Consider the following 15,792-nt stretch of genomic DNA (forward strand, 5'->3'; position numbering starts at 1 on the left):
AGTCGTATTCGAACCGCCAACGGGGGTGCAGGAAATGTCGTCACGGTTAACGATTACTAACCTGATCGAAGAGATCGCGGCGGACCACAACAAGACTCTGAAGCCGTTGTCCGACGACTTGGTTCTCCTGGAATCCGGCCTGGATTCTCTGTGCTTTGCGATCCTGGTCGCACGACTGGAGGACAAGCTCGGCATCGACCCCTTCTCGGCGTCCGAAGAGGCCTATTTCCCCGTCACCCTCGGCGATTTCATTCGGTCCTACGACCATGCCGTCGCAGCCTGAGCCGCGGCCGCTGGTCGCCCGCCTCGGCCAGCGGCTCGCCGAACGCAGCCTGTCGGATGCGTCGCGCACGGTGACGCTCGCCGCCATGGCCGGCGGCACCATCCTGGGCGGACGGGCGGGCGATCTCGCCGGCCGCTCGGTGCTGATCGCCACCGCGACGCAGCTCGCCGCCGCCATGGCGCTGGTCGAACTGGACGGGCTCGCCCGCCGCATCCTGCTGGCGCCGCCCGATCTCGCCGCCGAGCACCGCGCCGCGGTGATCGAGGATGCCGGCATCGATGCCGTCGCCACCGACGATCCGGACGCCTGGCGCGCCCTCGGCGTCGGCACCGTCCTGGTGCCGGACGTCCCGCCGGTCCCGGCGCCGCGGCCGGACCGGCCGCCGGTCGCCACCGAATGGCTGATGCTGACCTCCGGCACCACCGGCCGGCCGAAGATCGTCGCCCATACGCTCGACGCGCTGACCGGCGCCATCGGCGGCGATGCGCCCTCGGCCGCGGCCGCCCCGGTCTGGGCGACCTTCTACGACATCCGCCGCTATGGCGGCCTGCAGATCCTCTTGCGCGCGCTGATCGCCGGCGGGTCGCTGGTGCTGTCCGCGCCCGGCGAGGATCTCGCCGAACATATCGCCCGGCTGGTCCGCTGCGGCGTCACCCATATCTCGGGCACGCCGTCGCACTGGCGCAAGGCGCTGATGAGTTCGGCGATCGGCGCCTTCCGGCCCGGCTATGTCCGGCTCTCCGGCGAGATCGCCGACCAGGCGGTGCTCGACGGCCTGCGCCAGACCTTCCCCGATGCCTCGATCGGCCATGCCTATGCGTCGACGGAGGCCGGCGTCGGCTTCGCGGTCGACGACGGGCTGGAGGGCTTTCCGGCCCACTATGTCGGCCGGCCGGGACCGGTCGAGATGAAGGTGGTCGACGGCGTGCTGCACATCCGGTCCCGCCGCGCCGCGCTCGGCTATGTCGGCGACGGGGCGAGCGCGCTGATGGATGCCGACGGCTTCGTCGACACCGGCGACATGGTCGAGCAGCGCGGCGATCGGTTCCACTTCGTCGGCCGGCGCGGCGGCATCATCAATGTCGGCGGCCTGAAGGTGCACCCGGAGGAGGTCGAGGCGGCCATCAACCGCCATCCGCTGGTGCGCATGTCCCGCGTCAAGGCGCGCAAGAGCCCGATCACCGGCTCGATCGTCGTCGCCGACGTGGTGCTGACCCGACCGGCCGACCCCTCGGAGGTCGCCGGCCTCAAGGCGGAGATCCTGGCCGGCTGCCGGGAGACGCTGCCCGGCCACAAGATCCCGGCCCTGATCGCCATCGTCCCCGCGATCGAGGTCGCTCCCTCCGGCAAGCTGGTGCGCAACGTTGCGTAATGTCCTGGTCACCGGCGGCAGCCGCGGCATCGGCCTGGCGATCGTGCGCCGCCTCTCCGCGGAGGGCTACGGCGTCGTCGCCACGGCGCGGCGCGAAAGCGACGACCTCGCCGCCGCCATTGCGGCCGCAGAGGTCGCCGGCGCGGGGCCGATCCGGTTCCGCGCCCTCGACATGAACGAGATCGCCGCCATCCCGGCCTTCGTGCGCGACCTGCGCAAGGAGGTGGGCGCGCTTTACGGGCTCGTCAACAATGCCGGTATCGGCACGGAGGGCGTGCTCGCGACCATGTATGAGAGCCAGATCGCGGAGCTCCTCAGGGTCAATGTCGAGGCGCCGATCGTGCTGACCAAATATGTCGTCCGCCACATGCTGGCGGCCGGCGAAGGCCGCATCGTCAATATGGGCTCGATCATCGGCGCGACCGGCTATCACGCCCTCTCGGTCTACGGCGCCACCAAGGCGGCGCTGGAAGGCTTCAGCCGCTCGCTGTCGCGCGAAGTCGGCCGGATGGGCATCACCGTCAACGTGGTCGCGCCGGGCTTCGTCGCCACCGAACTGACGCGCGGCATGGGAGAGGACGGCCGCGCCAAGATCGCCGGCCGCAGCGCGCTCCGGCGCCTGCCGGAGCCCGACGACATCGCCCGCACCGTCGAATTCCTGCTCGGCGACGGCGGCCGCAACATCACCGGCACGGTCATGACCGTGGATGCCGGCAACACCGCCTGACCGCGGCGCAGCCTCGATCCCCCGGCGCGCCGGGCCTCGCTCTCACGACAGCGGCAGGCGGCGGAACCGGTCGGGGCGGTCGGGGTCGTGGAACTTGTTGAAGGGGCCGTTGTCGACGAAGTGGCGGTGGCAGAAGGCCAGCCGGTCCGGCGACAGCGTCACGCCGATGCCGGGACCGGTCGGCACCGGGACCAGATTGTTGCGCGGGCGCAGCGGCCCCTCCTCGATCACGTCGAAGGGCTGCATGTGGAACAGCGACTGCGACGGCTCGCGGATATGGTCGAAGGCGGCGGCGAGATGCAGGTAGACGCTGCTGGCGATGCCGGAATCGCCCGAATAGCACCAGAAATCGAGGCCCATCTGCTCGCAGGCGGCGATGAATTTCAGCGTGCGGCCGATGCCGCCATGGACGTTCACGTCGGTGCAGAAGGCGTCCGGCACGCCGAGCGCCACCGCCCGGCGCAGGTCCGGCGTGTGCACCGAGAAGGGAATCGCGGTGTGGCGGCGCAGCTTCGCCATGTCCTCGAAGGTGGCGACCGGGTCTTCCCACGACCGGATGCCGAGCGGTTCGATCGCCTGGGCGATCCGCGTCGCGGTCGCAAGGGAATAGGCCTTGTTGGAATCGATGCGCAGCACCGCCTCCGGGCCGAGCCCCTCGCGCAGCAGCGCCAGCGTCTCGATCGACGGCTTCGGGTCGGCGGTGGAGAGCTTGCCCTCGAACATGGTGGTGCCGAAGCGTTCCCGCTGGCCGAGGCAGTAGTCGAGCACCGCCTGCGGATCGCTTTCGCCGCCGACGCCATCCCGGGCCTCGCGGAAGGCGAAATAGTCGGTGAACGTGATGGCGTCGCGCACGCGGCCGCCGAAGAGGTCCGACAACGACCGACCCCAGGCCTTGCCGCGCAGATCCCAGAGCGCCATCTCGATCGCCCCGAAGGCGCGGATGCTGGCGAAGTCGACATCGGTATAGACGCCGCGCCAGGACGGCAGGCACAGCGTCTCGCAGGCCTGGATGTCGATCGGATCGCGCCCGATCAGGCGCGGCGCGAAGCTGTTGGCGATCACCGCCGCATTGGCAGGCGACGGGCCCTCGCCGAGCCCGACCAGCCCGTCGCTGGTCTCGACCTCGACGATGGTCTTCGAGAAGCCCGCCAGCGAGCCGTAGGACCAGAGATAGGGCGCCTCGAGCGGGATGTTGACCGGCGTGGCGCGGATGGCTGTGATCTTCATGAGGCCTGGATCGTCCTGATCTGTGCGAGAAGCGCGTCGTCGACATCGACGCCGTCCGTCTCGGCCCGCTGGCGGGCCTCCAGGCGGCGGTCTCCGGGCAGGCGTGCGCCCGGCTGGGCGACAATGGACGCCACCAGGGCCTCCAGCCGCGCCTCGAATCCGGGCGCATAGGCGGCGGGATCGAAGGCGACGAAGCACTGCCCGACACCCGGCGGCGGCCCGTCGGACTTGGCATAGGGCGAGGCGTCCTGCGAGAAATTCGCCCCCGTCAGGCCGGCCGCCAGGATCTCGACGATCAGCGCCAGCGCCGCCCCCTTGGCGCCGCCCATCGGCGCCATCGAGCCGGCGAGACCGGCGGCCGGATCCGTGGTCGGCTGGCCTTGCGCATCGAAGGCCCAGGTCGGCGGGATGGGCCGGCCGGCGCGGGCGGCCGCCGTCAGTGTCACCTTGGTCACCTGGCTGGTCGCCAGGTCGATCACCAGGGGCTCCCGGCCGGCGCGCGGCACGGCGAAGGCGAGCGGATTGGTGCCGAAGAGCGGCCTGCGCCCACCCCAGGGCGCGACATTCGGCGGCGAATTGCTGAAGGCCAGCGCGATCAGCCCGTCCAGCGCCAAATCCTCGACCGGATGGCCGAGCACGCCGATCGAATAGGACCGCCGCATCGCCAGCGTGGCGCAGCCATTCGCCCGCGCCGCCGCCGCCAGCAGCGGGCGGGCCTTGTCGAAGGCCGGATGCGCGAAACCGTGGCCGGCATCGGCGAGAACCGCGCCCGCCCGCGGTACCGTCACCACCGGCACGGCGCGGCCGTCGACCTTGCCGGACTTCAGATGACCCAGATAGGTACCGAGATAGCCGAGGCCGACACTGCCGATGCCGTCGGCCTCCGCCCGCCGGATCGAACGCGCGACGGCGGCCGCCGCGGTCTCGTCCGCCCCGCAGGCGGAAAGCGCGTCCCGCGCCAGGGTCTCGATGGCCTGAAGGCTGAGCCGCGCCATCAGGCGGCCTCACGGTTGGCGATCGGCGGCGCCCGCCGAGCCGACCTGTGCCCGGCCGGGGCTCCGGCTGCGCCGCGACGCGGATCCTTCCCCACGCGGTGCATCACGACGTGGTGCATCACGACGCGACCGCCCGGACCGGCAGGCTGTCGGGTCGGTCGAGGGTCGGGAGGCTGGCCACGTCCGGACAGGCAGGTCATTGCCGCAAGGGTCGACCGATCATGAACTTGCAGGATCGCCCTGCATCCCGGGATGCCTCGCGCACCCCTCGATCGCGGCCGAGTTTGGACCGGATGATCCCGCCAGATCAAGCGCCGGTCGCCATTCAGGAATGCGGCCGGCGGGCGTCGGGCCCGCCGCCGGACACATCCCGTCGCCCGACAGCAAAACGCAGGCCCGGCCACCCGGCCGGACCCGCGTCCTTGGTCGTCTCGAACCGGCTCGCCGCAACCCTCGGAGGGTCTCCGCGCCCCTCAGACGGTCGCCAAAAGCGCGTCGCAGCGCGATCGGAAGCGGGCCATTCGAACGCTGTCATCCCCGGGCTTGTCCCGGGGACCCAGACTTTTCAAGGACTTGGCCTTCGCACTGGATCCCCGGGACAAGCCCGGGGACGACAGAATGGCGGGTTCGGCATGCTTCCCGGCAGCCTGTCAGAGGGCGAGCAGCGAGCGCACGCTCTCCGGCCAGCGGGCGAGATCGGTGCCGTGGGTGTGGAACAGGGCGACCGCGAGGCGGTCCATGCCGAAGGCGACGCAGCCGGTATGGGCCGGCTCGCCGTTGGCGTCCTTGATGTCCCAGGTCACGCCGAAGTGCTCGCGATGATAGTTGAAGCTCATGCAGGCGGTCGGGCTTTCCTCCGAGCGCAGCGGCACCAGCAGTTCGAACTTCAGCGCCTGCTGGACCTGGCTGACCGCCTTGATCTGACCGACGCGGCCGAAGAAGGGATCGGAGGCGGTGTCGACCCGGAAGGTCAGGCCGAGATCGCGCGCGATGCCCTGGGCCCGCTCCATCCAGCGCTCGCGGAAGGCCGCGACATCGTCGGGCGCGCCGATCATGACATATTCGCGCATCCGGAAGGACTGCAGCCGGTCGAGATGCTTCGACGGCTCGTGGCGGAAGCAGTCGGCCGCCACGTCGAAGACCAGACCGCCGGCCGGCAGGGCGCCGCGCTCGGCGACGATCGGATAGACCGGATAGCAGGCCGCGGGCGACAGGACGAGGTCGGCGGGCGAGAGGGAGTCGGTCCAGCTGCCGCCGCGATCGAAGCGGGTGACGGCGTCGAGGATCTCGCGTTCCGTGCCGTGCAGCGCGCAGACGCAGCCGAGCAGGTTCGGGAAGCTCTTCAGATAGCCGGACTTCTCCAGCTGGCTGCGGCTCATCACCGGCGGGAAGCGGAACACCTCGGTGCCCTCTTCCCTGTGGCCCGAGATCAGCGCCGCCAGCTTCTCGACGATGCCCTCGTAGAGCGCCGTGCGGGCATAGACACCGTCCGCGCCCATCTTGTGGAACAGCACGTCGGCGAGCGGATCGAGCGGGTCGGCGGGCGTGCAGGCAAACCCCTTGGGGGCGATCATGTTCATCGGACGGAACCCTCGGCGGTCGAAAGGCGGATCGGACGGTCGGCCATCGGGGTCAGGCCCGGAGGCTCGGCGCGACTTCGGCCATCAGGTTGGCGGTGGCCATGTTGGCGGCGACGCGGTCGTTGTGGATCATGATCGGTGCGGAGAGCACGTCGCGCAGATGGCGCGAGACGCTGAACTCGCCGTCGTTGCGATAGCCCGACAGGCCGTTGGCCCTGAGTGAGGCCATCACGGTCTCGACCGCGAGATCGGACACGTCGACCTTGAGGCCGGCGATCGCCGACTGGAACTCCAGCGAGGCGAGCGCGCGCTCGTCCTCGTAGATGCCGGCATAGCGATCGGCATTGGCGGCGAGCAGCGCCCGCGCCCGGGCCAGCGAGGCCTTGGCGAGACCGAAATGGCGGGCACCGGGGGGCATCTGCCCGCCATTGCCGCGCGCGACCTTGCGCAGGAACTTCTGCGTCCGCTCGACCGCCGCGGCGGCGACGCCGGTCCAGGCGGAGCCCCAGGTCAGATGCGCGAAGGGCACCATGGTCTGGGTGTGGACCCGGTCGTAGGGCTCGGCGACGATCTGCTCGGCGGATCCCGAGGCTTCCAGCTTGAACCCGATGCTGCGCGTGCCGCGCATGCCCATCACGTCCCAGCCCTGCGTCGGGGTCAGCGTGTAGTCCTCTTTGGCGATCACGACCAGCACCTGGTCGGAGCCGGCCGCATCGGCCGCGCGGCGCGCCGTGGTGACGATGCCGTCGCATTCGGCTCCGTAGGAGATGACCGAGGCGTCGCGCACGAGATGGAAGCGGCCGTCGGCGACCTCGGCCGGCGCGGCGCTGGAGCGGACGTTGCCGCCGTTGTTGCCCTCGGTGGTCGAGGAGCCCATCAGCATCTGGTCGCGGGCGATGCGGCGCATCATGCCTTCCATCCAGGCATGGCCGCGGCCATGGCGCACGATGCAGGCGACCTTGACATGGTGCATGGCGACGATCATCGCGGTCGAGGCGCAGGCCCGGCCGAGCGTGTAGCACATCTCCATCACGTCATGGATCGAGGCGCCCTCCCCGCCGAGCTCGTGCGGCACCAGCACGCCGAGCAGCCGCTGCTCGCGCGCCGCCGCCATGGCGGCCGCCGGATAGCTCGCCTCGCGGTCGACCGCATCGGCATGGGTCGCCGCGATCGCCGCCACCGTCGCGGTCCGCCGCACGAGGTCGGCCTTCGCATCGGCGAACCCGGCTGCGGCCGGCCCGACCGGCATGTGACTGCGGGTTTCCGCCTCGCGGACATTGATGATCGTCATATTCTCGCTCCTCCCGGTCGTTCGGAGGATCGACCGGTTCACGTTCCCACTTCGCTTTTGACGCGCAGGCACTGTCGATCAAAGGCATTTCCAAAATCTGATGAAATGCTCGAATGCCGATATCACGATTTGCCTTGGTTAACGGTCCTCTTCTGTCGAATATGTTTCGAATTGGTAAGCCGTTAAGATTAATTTCCGGAAATCTTCACGATGCCGCGGCCACGCAACGGCTTTGAAACCCGCATGCGCTCCATTGGCGCTATCCTGAACGCAAATATCGGCCCCGGCGCGCTGCGGCGGCCGGCCGGGCCGCAATGGAGGCATGGATGCCGCAATTTTCGAGAGAGCAGATCCGCGACGAGGTGACGGCGCTGGTCGGATCCATCCTGACCGCCTCCGGCCGCAATGCGGCGATCGATCCGGACGCCACGCTGGTCGATGCCGGGCTGGCCTCGGTCGACATGGTCAATCTGATGCTCGGCGTCGAGGCGAGCTTCGACCTGATGATCCCGCGCGAAGACCTGACGCCGGAGAATTTCCGCTCGGTCGCCAGCGTCGAGGCCATGGTGGCCCGCCTCATCGGCCTGGATCAGCCGCTCTCCAAGGTCGCCTGACCGGCCGCCGGCCGGACGGCGCTTGCCCAGACGGCGGCCACTCGAACAGCGTCCTCCCGAACCGCAATCCCCGCCATGACCGAAGCCGCCGCGGAGACGCTCCCGGCGGCTTTCTGCCGTGCCCTGCAGCAGCGGCGGGGACCGCGCCGGCCGGACGCGGCGGCCGGCCTACTCCGCCGGCGCCTCGCGCACCGCCGCGACGGTCACCGGCTGCCGGCTCAGGAACAGGGCGACCACGTCGGTGCGCATCTCGCCGAGCCGCCGGACGACGACGGCGGTCGCCACGATCCAGCCGGTATAGCTGATCACCACCGCCCAGGCGGCGCCCGCCGGCCCGAAGCGCGGCCCGAGCCCCCAATTGGCGGCGAACAGGGCGACCAGGGCGCCGGTGCACAGCGCGGCGTTGAGGCGCTGGGCGCCGGTCAGGGTCAGCAGATGGGCGCTCGGTCCGGCCATGGCGCGGACGACCTGCGTCGCCACCATGATGACGAGCACGTCGCGCGCCATGCCGAATTCGGCCCCGAACAGCCCGAGCACCTGCCGGCCGAGCAGGAAGCAGCCGAGCACCGCCGCACTGGTGAAGGCGAGCGGCAGCAGGATGGAGCGCCGGGCGGCCCGGCGCATGCCGGCCTGATCGCCCTTGCCGCGCGCATCGGCCAGATCGGGGATCGCGATCTGCTGGGCGATCTGCACGAAATAGCCGACCAGCAGCGAGAGTTTGAGGCAGACGCCGAAGACGGCGATGTCGGATTGGCTGAGAAACGGCGTCGCGAACAGGATCGCCACATCCGCGAAGGTGTTGGTGTAGAGCGACAGCAGAACCAGCGGCAGCGCCTCGCGCCGCCAGCGCTGGCCGAGCCGCCGCTCCTCCGGGCGCGGCAGGGTGATGGCCGGCAGATGCGGCTGCAGCGCCCGGAAGACGACCAGGGCGGTGACCGTGACCAGCGTCGAGAAGAGGATCATCACCTCGCCGCCGGTCGGCCGGCGCACGAAGGCCTCCAGGCCGACGATCAGCCCCAGGAAGATGATGGGACGGACCAGGCCGTCGGGCACGTAGCACCAGCCGAAGAAGCGCATCGCGCCGGCCAGGTTGGTGTTCAGCACCAGCGACGCGGCCGGAACGATGGTCGCGCCGGCGACCGCATAGACGACCCGGGTGGTCGGGTCGAGATCGGGCACCAGCATGCAGGCAAGCACGACCAGGATCGCGGCGGCGACCGAGCAGGCCAGCCCGTCGAACATGGCGCGCGACACGAAGGCCTTGAACAGCCGCGCCTTCGAGGCGTCGCGGTAGCGCGCGGAGAAGCGGTAGGCGATCTGCGAATAGCCGATCGACGTGACGAAGCCGGCGACGGTCGCCAGCGAGGTCGCCGAATAGAAGATGCCGAGATCATGGCTGCCGAGGGTCTTGGCCAGCATGATCTGGGTGAGGAAACCCACGCCGGCGCCGGAAATGCGCATGGCGAACAATCCGGCCGAACCCGTGAGGAGGGATTTGATCAAGGAGGCACCCGAGGTGTAGACGTTCCGGTCAATCTAGCGGCCTGGCATTAAGAATTCAGCCCAGACGAGAGCATCGTTACAGTTCGACACGATACAGAACTAAGAATTAACCTTTACGCCACGATCAGCATGCCCGCTCATTCGGCCTTAAGGCGCCGGCGCGCAGTCCTGGTGCGTTCAGCCTGTTGAGGATAGCGCGATGAGCAACCCGTTGATTGTCGTTTCCCGAACGGACGGACCGCTGCGGCCCTCTCCGATCGAGCCGTCCTGGATTCTCGAGGGCAATCCGGTCGCCTCGAACGCGATCCTGTCGACCAGCGCCGACGGCACCGCCTCGACGATCGTGTGGGAATGCACCGAGGGCAGGTTCGAGTGGCACTACGATGTCGACGAGACCATCCATTTCCTGGAGGGCTCGGTGGTCATCGAGGCCGACGGCATGGCGCCGCAGCGGCTCGGCGCCGGCGACGTGATCTTCTTCAAGCGCGGCGCCGTCGCCCGCTGGCATGTCGAGAAGAAGGTGCGCAAGCTCGCCTTCTTCCGCCGGACCGTCCCGGGCTTCGTCGGCTTCGCGATCAAGGTCGCCGGCAAGCTGCGCCGCATGATCGGCGGCAGCGGCACGCCGAGCGGTTCCCTGCAGGAAGCCCGCTGACGCGCCGCGCGCCGGCCGCCCGAACGATGCATAGAACGATGGAAAGACGGCCGGATGGGTCTCCCCATCCGGCCGCTCTGCTTTGGGGTTGCCGCGCGGCTGCGGGCGAGGGGTCAGGGCGCGGCCGACGCCCGGGAGCGGCGCAACCCGCCAGCAGTCTGCAGACGACCGGGCGACGACCGGGCGCGCGCACCCGATCGTCGGATCGCGTCACCTCATGCCGACGGCCCGGGATGCCGACGCATCGGGCCGTTGAAGCCACGCGAATTTCTCATAAAGGCCAGAAAGCCTGAGACATTCGCGCATCGAATGCCGACGATCATTCCATGACCGTCGGTATCAAGCCTCGGGGAATGCCTGACGATACTTGGCGATGCCGCCGAGGTTGCGCCGGCCCGCGGCGGATTTGGCATCGACGGGCCGGGTCGGCGCCGACCAGCCCGCCTGCATCTTGCCGCGCAGCGCCTTGGTCTTGGCGGTCGCGGTCACCAGCGGGCTCTTGGCGATCTGGTCGGCCGAGGCCGGCGACCGGATCAGGTTCTGCAGCACCGGCACGGCCGCACTCGACGGGAAGATGGTCTCGTCGAGCAGGGTCTTCGGCACGCCGAGATGGTCCTGCAGCACGCCCTTGAAGATCGAGCGCAGGTCGGTGGTCGGGTTGAGGTCGCTCTGCTCGTAGAGATTCTGCGGCGCGAGGCCCGGCCAGTCGGTGAAGACGTTGCCGCCGTTGACGGCGCCGCCGGCGAGCAGCGCCACCGTGCCGACGCCGTGGTCGGTGCCGAGATTGCCGTTGACGGCGGCGGTGCGGCCGAATTCGGTGACGCAGACGACGACCGTCTGCGCCCAGGCCTCGGCCATCTCGGTGCGATAGTCGGCAATGCCGCCGTCGAGTTCGGCGAGCCGGGTCGCCAGCTGCCCGGTCGCGCCGCCCTGGTCGACATGGGTGTCGAAGCCCTCGACCGAGAGCACCGCGATGCGCGGCCCGGTATCGACCCGCATCATCCGCGCCGCGCCCCGGAAGGCCTTGCGCAACTGGCTGATATCCTCGCTGCCGCCATTGGGATCGACCGCCTCGGCGAGCGCGTCGGCGGTCAGGCCGCGGCGCAGGTAGCCGGCCATGCCCGGATCGACCGCGTCGTAGACCCCGAGCAGGTTGTTGGTCGTGAGTTGGTTGACATGCTCGAACCAGGTCGGCGACCAGCCGAGCACCGGGGCCGGCCCGCGCAGCACCACCGGCGCCTCGCCGACCTGCACCGCGCCGCCGACGCGGATCGGGTCGCCGCTCGGCAGGGCGGTCAGCAGCCGGTTCAGCCAGCCGGTCGCGTTGGTGGTGTTGCCGTCGGCCGGCAGCCCGGTCTCCAGATTGTCCTGCGCATCGAAATGCGAGCGGTTGCGCTTCGGCGTGCAGGTGGCATGCACCACCGCGGCCTGTCCGGCGCCGTAGAGGCTGCCGAGCGTGGTCAGCGAGGGATGCATGCCGAAGAAGGAATTGAGCTGGATGGTGCTCGCCGCCGGCATGGCGATGCCGCCGCGCAGGCCCGCGTAGTTCGGATCGCCGAACGGCACCACCGTGTTGAGCCCGTCCATGCCGCCGCGGATGATGACCAGAAGCAGGCGTGGATCGGTCGCCGAGCCGGCGACGGCGAATTTCGGCGCGAAGGCCCAGGCGAAGAAGCCGGCCGAGACGCCGAGCATGTGGCGGCGGTTCATCAGGATGCGGGATTCCGTGCAGCCCTCCGCGGCGGCCCGAAGAATGCGCGGATCGACGGCGGGGAAATGATCATCCGACATGGGTCACCTGCGCTGGAATTCGGGGAGCATGAGAAGGCTGGTCAGGCCGTTGCGCTTGTCGGTCGTCTGCGCGAGCAGCGCCTTCGACTGCGCCGACAGGGCCATGTCGAACAGCTGCGTGCCGAGCGTCGCCGGCACCGGGGCCGTCTTCCACCAGAACACGTCGTAGAAGAGCTGCGCCGTGTCGAGCCGGATGGTCATCGCATCCGGGTTCAGCCACCAGGCGGTCTCGTCCGGATAGCCGTCCGGGGTCTGGCGTTCGAAGGGCATGTGGTTGAGCGCGCGCAGCGGCTCGCTCACGGCCCATTCGCGATCGCCCCAGGTCGTGACCTTGGAGGCGCGGAACTGGGCGACGGTCAGTTCGTAGGGCGTGCGGATCTTGGTCGGCGTGCCGGTCAGGGCGGCCGGCAGCTTGATCAGGGCCAGCGCGGTCGTCTTCAGATTGCCGCCGGAATTCAGGAAGGCGGTCTTGACCGGGTTGACCATCTCGGGCGTCGGGCTGTCCGAGATGAAGTGCAGCACCAGCTTGTAGGCGATGTGCTCGGCGGTCTTCGGGTGGATCGCCAGGTCGCGCAGCACGGTCAGGCCCTGGTCGATGCCGGTCTGGGTGTAGCTCTTGCCGAGCACCGTGATCGCGCCGGGTTCGTGCCAGTCGGGGCGGAAGATGAACTGGCCGCGATTCTGCTGGTTGCCGCCGTTCCACTTGTTGTCGGCTTCCCAGCCGCGCACATAGGACCATCCGGTGATGATCTTGGCGAGGTTGGTCACGTCGAGCTCGGTATAGCCGGCGCCGACGCCGAGGGTGTGCAGCTCCAGGATCTCGCGGGCGAGATTCTCGTTGTAGCCCATGCCCCAGGACCGGCCGATCGGCGAGTTCGGCCCCATCGAATTCTCGTTGTCCAGGAAGGCGATCATGGCCGGATGGCGCATCGTGCCGATCAGCATGTCGGAGAACTTGCCGAGCACGTTCTTGCGCACGACATCCCGCTCCCACTGCCCGATCGTCCCCAACACGGTGTTGGACTTCCAGGCCGACATGGAGAAATGGTTTGACCAGAACAGGACGAGCCGTTCCAGGAAGCCGATCTCGGGCTGCAACTGCTTGGAGAAGCGCGCCCGGCACTCCTTCTGGAAGATCGCATAGGCCTCTTCGAACGAGTTCTGCCCGGACGCGGCCGCCTGCACGTAAGTCGGCAGGCTGGAATCCGAGATCGCGGAACCGCTGTTGAGATCGCTCTGGAGGGCCTTCAGCGGATCCTTGCCGATCCGGCCGATTCCCCCCGGCTTCGGTCCGAGACCGAAACGCTGCAATGCGAGTAGAGCCTTGGCGGCGGCTGCGGCCGTGAGTGCCATGGGATGATTCCCCCTGACCATGGAGGCTCCATTCCCGCAGCGTCACCTTAACCAAACGTAAATCGGAAACATTTGGTGCCGACCGGTGTCGGATTCCGTTAACGAATGGCGCCCGCCTTGGCTCGCATTTAGCGCAAGATCCGATGACGCCGGACGGCGCCGCGCCGGCGGGGTCCGGACTTCTTCAGGCTTTCGGGGCCGCGCCGGGCGACCTATGGTCGGCGCGATCGAAAGAGGACCTGCCATGGACAAGGGACCCGCCACCGAATCGGACAGCGCGGCGGACCGCACCACGCCCTATGCGCGGATCGGCGGGGCTGCCGGCGTCGCGGCCTTCGTCGAGCGCTTCTACGGGCTGATGGACACCCTGCCGGAGGCCGCCGCCTGCCGCGCGATCCATCCGCCGAGCCTCGCGGGCAGCGCCGAGAAGCTGACCTGGTATCTGACCGGCTGGCTCGGCGGCCCGCCGCTCTTCGTCGAGCGGCGCGGCGCGCCGATGCTGCGCCGGCGCCATTTCGTCGCCGCGATCGGCGCGGAGGAGCGCGACGGCTGGCTCCTCTGCTTCCATCGCGCCTGGGCCGAGACGGTCGCCGATCCGGACCTGACCGCGCTGATCGTGCCGCAGGTGGAAAGCCTCGCCCAGCACATGGTCAACCGGGAATAGGCTCCGGCGCCGCCGCCTGGGCGGTCTCGGCCATCTCGGCCGCACAGCATTCCGCGATCGCCTCGTCGAGATGGGCCGCCACGTCGGCGATCTGCTCGCGCAGCCATTGCTGCGCCGGGTCGCGATGGGTGCGCGGGTGCCACGCAGCCACGGCCGTGAAGCCGGCGAGGTCGATCGGCGGTTCCAGGGCGGCGAAACCCGGCCCGAAGGCATGCAGCACCCGGCTCGGCACGGTCGCGATCAGGTCCGTGCAGGCGAGCAGCGGCGGCGCGACCAGGAAATCCTGGATCGAGACGGTGACGCGCCGGCTGCGCCCGATCGCGGCGAGCGCATCGTCGACGACGCCGCTGAAGCCGCCGCCGACCGGCGAGACGAGCAGGTGATCGAGCGCGCAGAAGGTGTCGAGGTCGAGGGGCCGGCGCGCCGCCGGATGGTCGTCGCGCGTGACGCAGACGAAGCGTTCCTCCAGGATCGGCCGCGTCTGCCAGTCGCTTTCGATCCACTTGCCGGGCGTGATCAGGACGTCGATCTCGCCCTCCGCCATCTGGCGCGCGATCGTCGCCGCGACCGGCCGGATCAGGGCGACGCGGGTGTTCGGCGCGGTCTCGGCAATGCGGGCGAGCAGCACGACGCCGAACACGGCCTGCATCGAATCGGACGCGGCGATGCGGAAGGTCGCCTCGTCCGTTTCGGGCACGAACCCGCTGCGCAGGGCCAGAAGGTCGGCCAGACCGGCCAGTTGCTCGGTCAGCGGCTCCTGCAGCGCCAGGGCCCGCGCCGAGGGGATCATGCCGCGCGGGCCGGCGATCAGCAGGGGATCGTCGAACATCTCGCGCAGCCGGGCGAGCTGGCCCGAAAGCGCCGGCTGGCTGAGCCCGAGCCGGCGCGCCGCCCGCGTGACGTTGCGCTCGGCGAGCAGCGCCTCCAGCGACACGAGAAGATTCAGATCCAGGTTGCGCAAGGCCATGGTCATTTGCCGATCCGATACCCACTATCCGGACAATCGATTTCTATTATGTCGTAGAATTTCGTAGGGTCCAATCCGTGGCGACGAGGATCCGGATCCGGATCGTCGTCCCGCGACCCGCATCGTTCCGTCCGATCGACCGCAGGACATGGCGCAGCCTTTGGGCATGCCATGACGGAACTCCGCCGGAGCATCCCTTTTTCGCGCCCGCTCCGGCCGAAGGTCGCGCCGCCGCTTCACACCTTGCCGGGATCGTGCCGCCTGCAATCGGCGGCGGCCCGGCAACCGACACCGCATCATCCGGAGGCGACCATGCAAGTCCTCACCATCAACGGGCAGCGCCGGGAACTCGACGTCGATCCCGACATGCCCCTGCTCTGGGCCATCCGCGACGTTCTCGAACTGACCGGCACCAAGTTCGGCTGCGGCCAGGCGCTGTGCGGCGCCTGCACCGTCATGGTCGACGGCATGCCCGCCCGCTCCTGCCAGACCAGCGTCGGCGACGCCGCCGGCAAGCCGATCGTCACCATCGAGGGCGTCGACGGCAAGGTCGCCCAGGCCGTTCAGGCGGCCTGGATCAAGCTCGACGTGCCGCAATGCGGCTACTGCCAGTCCGGCCAGATCATTTCGGCCGTCGGCCTGCTCAGCCAGAACCGCAAGCCGAACGACGACGAGATCGACGCGGCCATGTCCGGCAATCTCTGTCGCTGCGCCACCTATCACCGCATTCGTGGCGCGATCCACGAAGCCGCCCGCATGCTGGAGGCCTGATC

At 69.4% G+C, this 15,792-nt stretch carries 15 protein-coding genes; 7 read left to right on the top strand and 8 right to left on the bottom strand.

Annotated features, from left to right (window positions below; translation table 11 throughout):
- Positions 1–34 precede the first annotated feature (34 nt).
- Genes ABB55_RS04035 through ABB55_RS04045 form a run of 3 tightly spaced genes read left to right on the top strand, consistent with a single transcriptional unit; the run spans position 35 to position 2,382 of the window.
- Positions 35–283 carry a phosphopantetheine-binding protein gene (locus ABB55_RS04035; RefSeq protein ID WP_054357668.1) on the top strand — a complete coding sequence of 83 codons (249 nt, stop codon included), beginning with the start codon at positions 35–37 and terminating at the stop codon, positions 281–283.
- Entirely contained in the window at positions 267–1,655 is a 1,389-nt protein-coding gene (locus ABB55_RS04040) for a class I adenylate-forming enzyme family protein (protein ID WP_054357669.1), read from the top strand. Before ABB55_RS04035 ends, ABB55_RS04040 begins: the two co-directional genes overlap by 17 nt.
- Positions 1,648–2,382, top strand: coding sequence for an SDR family NAD(P)-dependent oxidoreductase (locus ABB55_RS04045; RefSeq protein WP_054357670.1), 735 nt, complete (start codon positions 1,648–1,650; stop codon positions 2,380–2,382). Before ABB55_RS04040 ends, ABB55_RS04045 begins: the two co-directional genes overlap by 8 nt.
- Before the next feature lie 42 nt (positions 2,383–2,424).
- On the opposite strand, the gene ABB55_RS04050 is transcribed toward ABB55_RS04045, so the two are convergent.
- The 4 genes from ABB55_RS04050 to ABB55_RS04065 form a co-directional block, all read right to left on the bottom strand.
- Positions 2,425–3,609 carry a mandelate racemase/muconate lactonizing enzyme family protein gene (locus ABB55_RS04050; protein WP_054357671.1) on the bottom strand — a complete coding sequence of 395 codons (1,185 nt, stop codon included), beginning with the start codon at positions 3,607–3,609 and terminating at the stop codon, positions 2,425–2,427.
- Positions 3,606–4,604, bottom strand: coding sequence for an Ldh family oxidoreductase (locus tag ABB55_RS04055; RefSeq protein WP_054357672.1), 999 nt, complete (start codon positions 4,602–4,604; stop codon positions 3,606–3,608). The genes ABB55_RS04050 and ABB55_RS04055 overlap by 4 nt, the downstream gene beginning before the upstream one ends.
- Positions 4,605–5,254: 650 nt before the next feature.
- Positions 5,255–6,184, bottom strand: coding sequence for an amino acid--[acyl-carrier-protein] ligase (locus ABB55_RS04060; protein ID WP_054357673.1), 930 nt, complete (start codon positions 6,182–6,184; stop codon positions 5,255–5,257).
- Between the two features lie 52 nt (positions 6,185–6,236).
- Positions 6,237–7,475, bottom strand: coding sequence for an acyl-CoA dehydrogenase family protein (locus ABB55_RS04065; RefSeq protein WP_420848223.1), 1,239 nt, complete (start codon positions 7,473–7,475; stop codon positions 6,237–6,239).
- Between the two features lie 326 nt (positions 7,476–7,801).
- On the opposite strand from ABB55_RS04065, the gene ABB55_RS04070 reads away from it, so the two are divergent.
- Positions 7,802–8,089, top strand: a complete 288-nt coding sequence (locus tag ABB55_RS04070; protein WP_054357674.1) for a phosphopantetheine-binding protein — start codon at positions 7,802–7,804, stop codon at positions 8,087–8,089.
- A gap of 168 nt (positions 8,090–8,257) precedes the next feature.
- Here the strand turns inward: ABB55_RS04070 and ABB55_RS04075 are convergent, their stop codons facing one another.
- On the bottom strand, positions 8,258–9,592 hold the full coding sequence (locus ABB55_RS04075) for a lipopolysaccharide biosynthesis protein (RefSeq protein ID WP_054357675.1): 1,335 nt from the start codon (positions 9,590–9,592) through the stop codon (positions 8,258–8,260).
- 199 nt (positions 9,593–9,791) lie between these two features.
- Between ABB55_RS04075 and ABB55_RS04080 the strand changes: the two genes are divergently transcribed.
- Positions 9,792–10,244, top strand: a complete 453-nt coding sequence (locus ABB55_RS04080; protein WP_054357676.1) for a cupin domain-containing protein — start codon at positions 9,792–9,794, stop codon at positions 10,242–10,244.
- A gap of 339 nt (positions 10,245–10,583) precedes the next feature.
- On the opposite strand, the gene ABB55_RS04085 is transcribed toward ABB55_RS04080, so the two are convergent.
- Together ABB55_RS04085 and ABB55_RS04090 are read right to left on the bottom strand one after the other, a co-directional pair.
- Complete coding sequence (locus ABB55_RS04085; RefSeq protein WP_054357677.1) at positions 10,584–12,035, bottom strand: DUF1501 domain-containing protein; 1,452 nt, start codon at positions 12,033–12,035, stop codon at positions 10,584–10,586.
- A gap of 3 nt (positions 12,036–12,038) precedes the next feature.
- On the bottom strand, positions 12,039–13,388 hold the full coding sequence (locus ABB55_RS04090; RefSeq protein WP_054357678.1) for a DUF1800 domain-containing protein: 1,350 nt from the start codon (positions 13,386–13,388) through the stop codon (positions 12,039–12,041).
- A gap of 244 nt (positions 13,389–13,632) precedes the next feature.
- Here ABB55_RS04090 and ABB55_RS04095 point away from each other — a divergent pair, with 244 nt between their 5' ends.
- A complete protein-coding gene (locus ABB55_RS04095; protein ID WP_054357679.1) occupies positions 13,633–14,052 on the top strand; it encodes a group II truncated hemoglobin in 420 nt (139 codons plus the stop codon).
- Here the strand turns inward: ABB55_RS04095 and ABB55_RS04100 are convergent.
- Positions 14,039–15,025: a LysR family transcriptional regulator gene (locus ABB55_RS04100; protein ID WP_083463329.1), complete on the bottom strand. Its 987-nt coding sequence runs from the start codon at positions 15,023–15,025 to the stop codon at positions 14,039–14,041. The two genes, ABB55_RS04095 and ABB55_RS04100, sit on opposite strands and share 14 nt — an antisense overlap.
- A gap of 306 nt (positions 15,026–15,331) precedes the next feature.
- On the opposite strand from ABB55_RS04100, the gene ABB55_RS04105 reads away from it, so the two are divergent.
- Positions 15,332–15,790, top strand: coding sequence for a (2Fe-2S)-binding protein (locus ABB55_RS04105; RefSeq protein WP_054361823.1), 459 nt, complete (start codon positions 15,332–15,334; stop codon positions 15,788–15,790).
- Positions 15,791–15,792 lie beyond the last annotated feature (2 nt).

The organism is Prosthecodimorpha hirschii, assembly GCF_001305515.1.
GTDB lineage: Bacteria > Pseudomonadota > Alphaproteobacteria > Rhizobiales > Ancalomicrobiaceae > Prosthecodimorpha > Prosthecodimorpha hirschii.

What these genes read in the sequence shown, in the direction of transcription:
- ABB55_RS04090 (WP_054357678.1), bottom strand. Translation starts at nt 13,388, where the DNA reads ATGGCACTCACGGCCGCAGCCGCCGCCAAGGCTCTACTCGCATTGCAG.
- ABB55_RS04100 (WP_083463329.1), bottom strand. Translation starts at nt 15,025, where the DNA reads ATGACCATGGCCTTGCGCAACCTGGATCTGAATCTTCTCGTGTCGCTG.
- ABB55_RS04080 (WP_054357676.1), top strand. Translation starts at nt 9,792, where the DNA reads ATGAGCAACCCGTTGATTGTCGTTTCCCGAACGGACGGACCGCTGCGG.
- ABB55_RS04085 (WP_054357677.1), bottom strand. Translation starts at nt 12,035, where the DNA reads ATGTCGGATGATCATTTCCCCGCCGTCGATCCGCGCATTCTTCGGGCC.
- ABB55_RS04060 (WP_054357673.1), bottom strand. Translation starts at nt 6,184, where the DNA reads ATGAACATGATCGCCCCCAAGGGGTTTGCCTGCACGCCCGCCGACCCG.
- ABB55_RS04065 (WP_420848223.1), bottom strand. Translation starts at nt 7,475, where the DNA reads ATGACGATCATCAATGTCCGCGAGGCGGAAACCCGCAGTCACATGCCG.
- ABB55_RS04055 (WP_054357672.1), bottom strand. Translation starts at nt 4,604, where the DNA reads ATGGCGCGGCTCAGCCTTCAGGCCATCGAGACCCTGGCGCGGGACGCG.
- ABB55_RS04040 (WP_054357669.1), top strand. Translation starts at nt 267, where the DNA reads ATGCCGTCGCAGCCTGAGCCGCGGCCGCTGGTCGCCCGCCTCGGCCAG.
- ABB55_RS04035 (WP_054357668.1), top strand. Translation starts at nt 35, where the DNA reads ATGTCGTCACGGTTAACGATTACTAACCTGATCGAAGAGATCGCGGCG.
- ABB55_RS04070 (WP_054357674.1), top strand. Translation starts at nt 7,802, where the DNA reads ATGCCGCAATTTTCGAGAGAGCAGATCCGCGACGAGGTGACGGCGCTG.
- ABB55_RS04105 (WP_054361823.1), top strand. Translation starts at nt 15,332, where the DNA reads ATGCAAGTCCTCACCATCAACGGGCAGCGCCGGGAACTCGACGTCGAT.
- ABB55_RS04095 (WP_054357679.1), top strand. Translation starts at nt 13,633, where the DNA reads ATGGACAAGGGACCCGCCACCGAATCGGACAGCGCGGCGGACCGCACC.
- ABB55_RS04050 (WP_054357671.1), bottom strand. Translation starts at nt 3,609, where the DNA reads ATGAAGATCACAGCCATCCGCGCCACGCCGGTCAACATCCCGCTCGAG.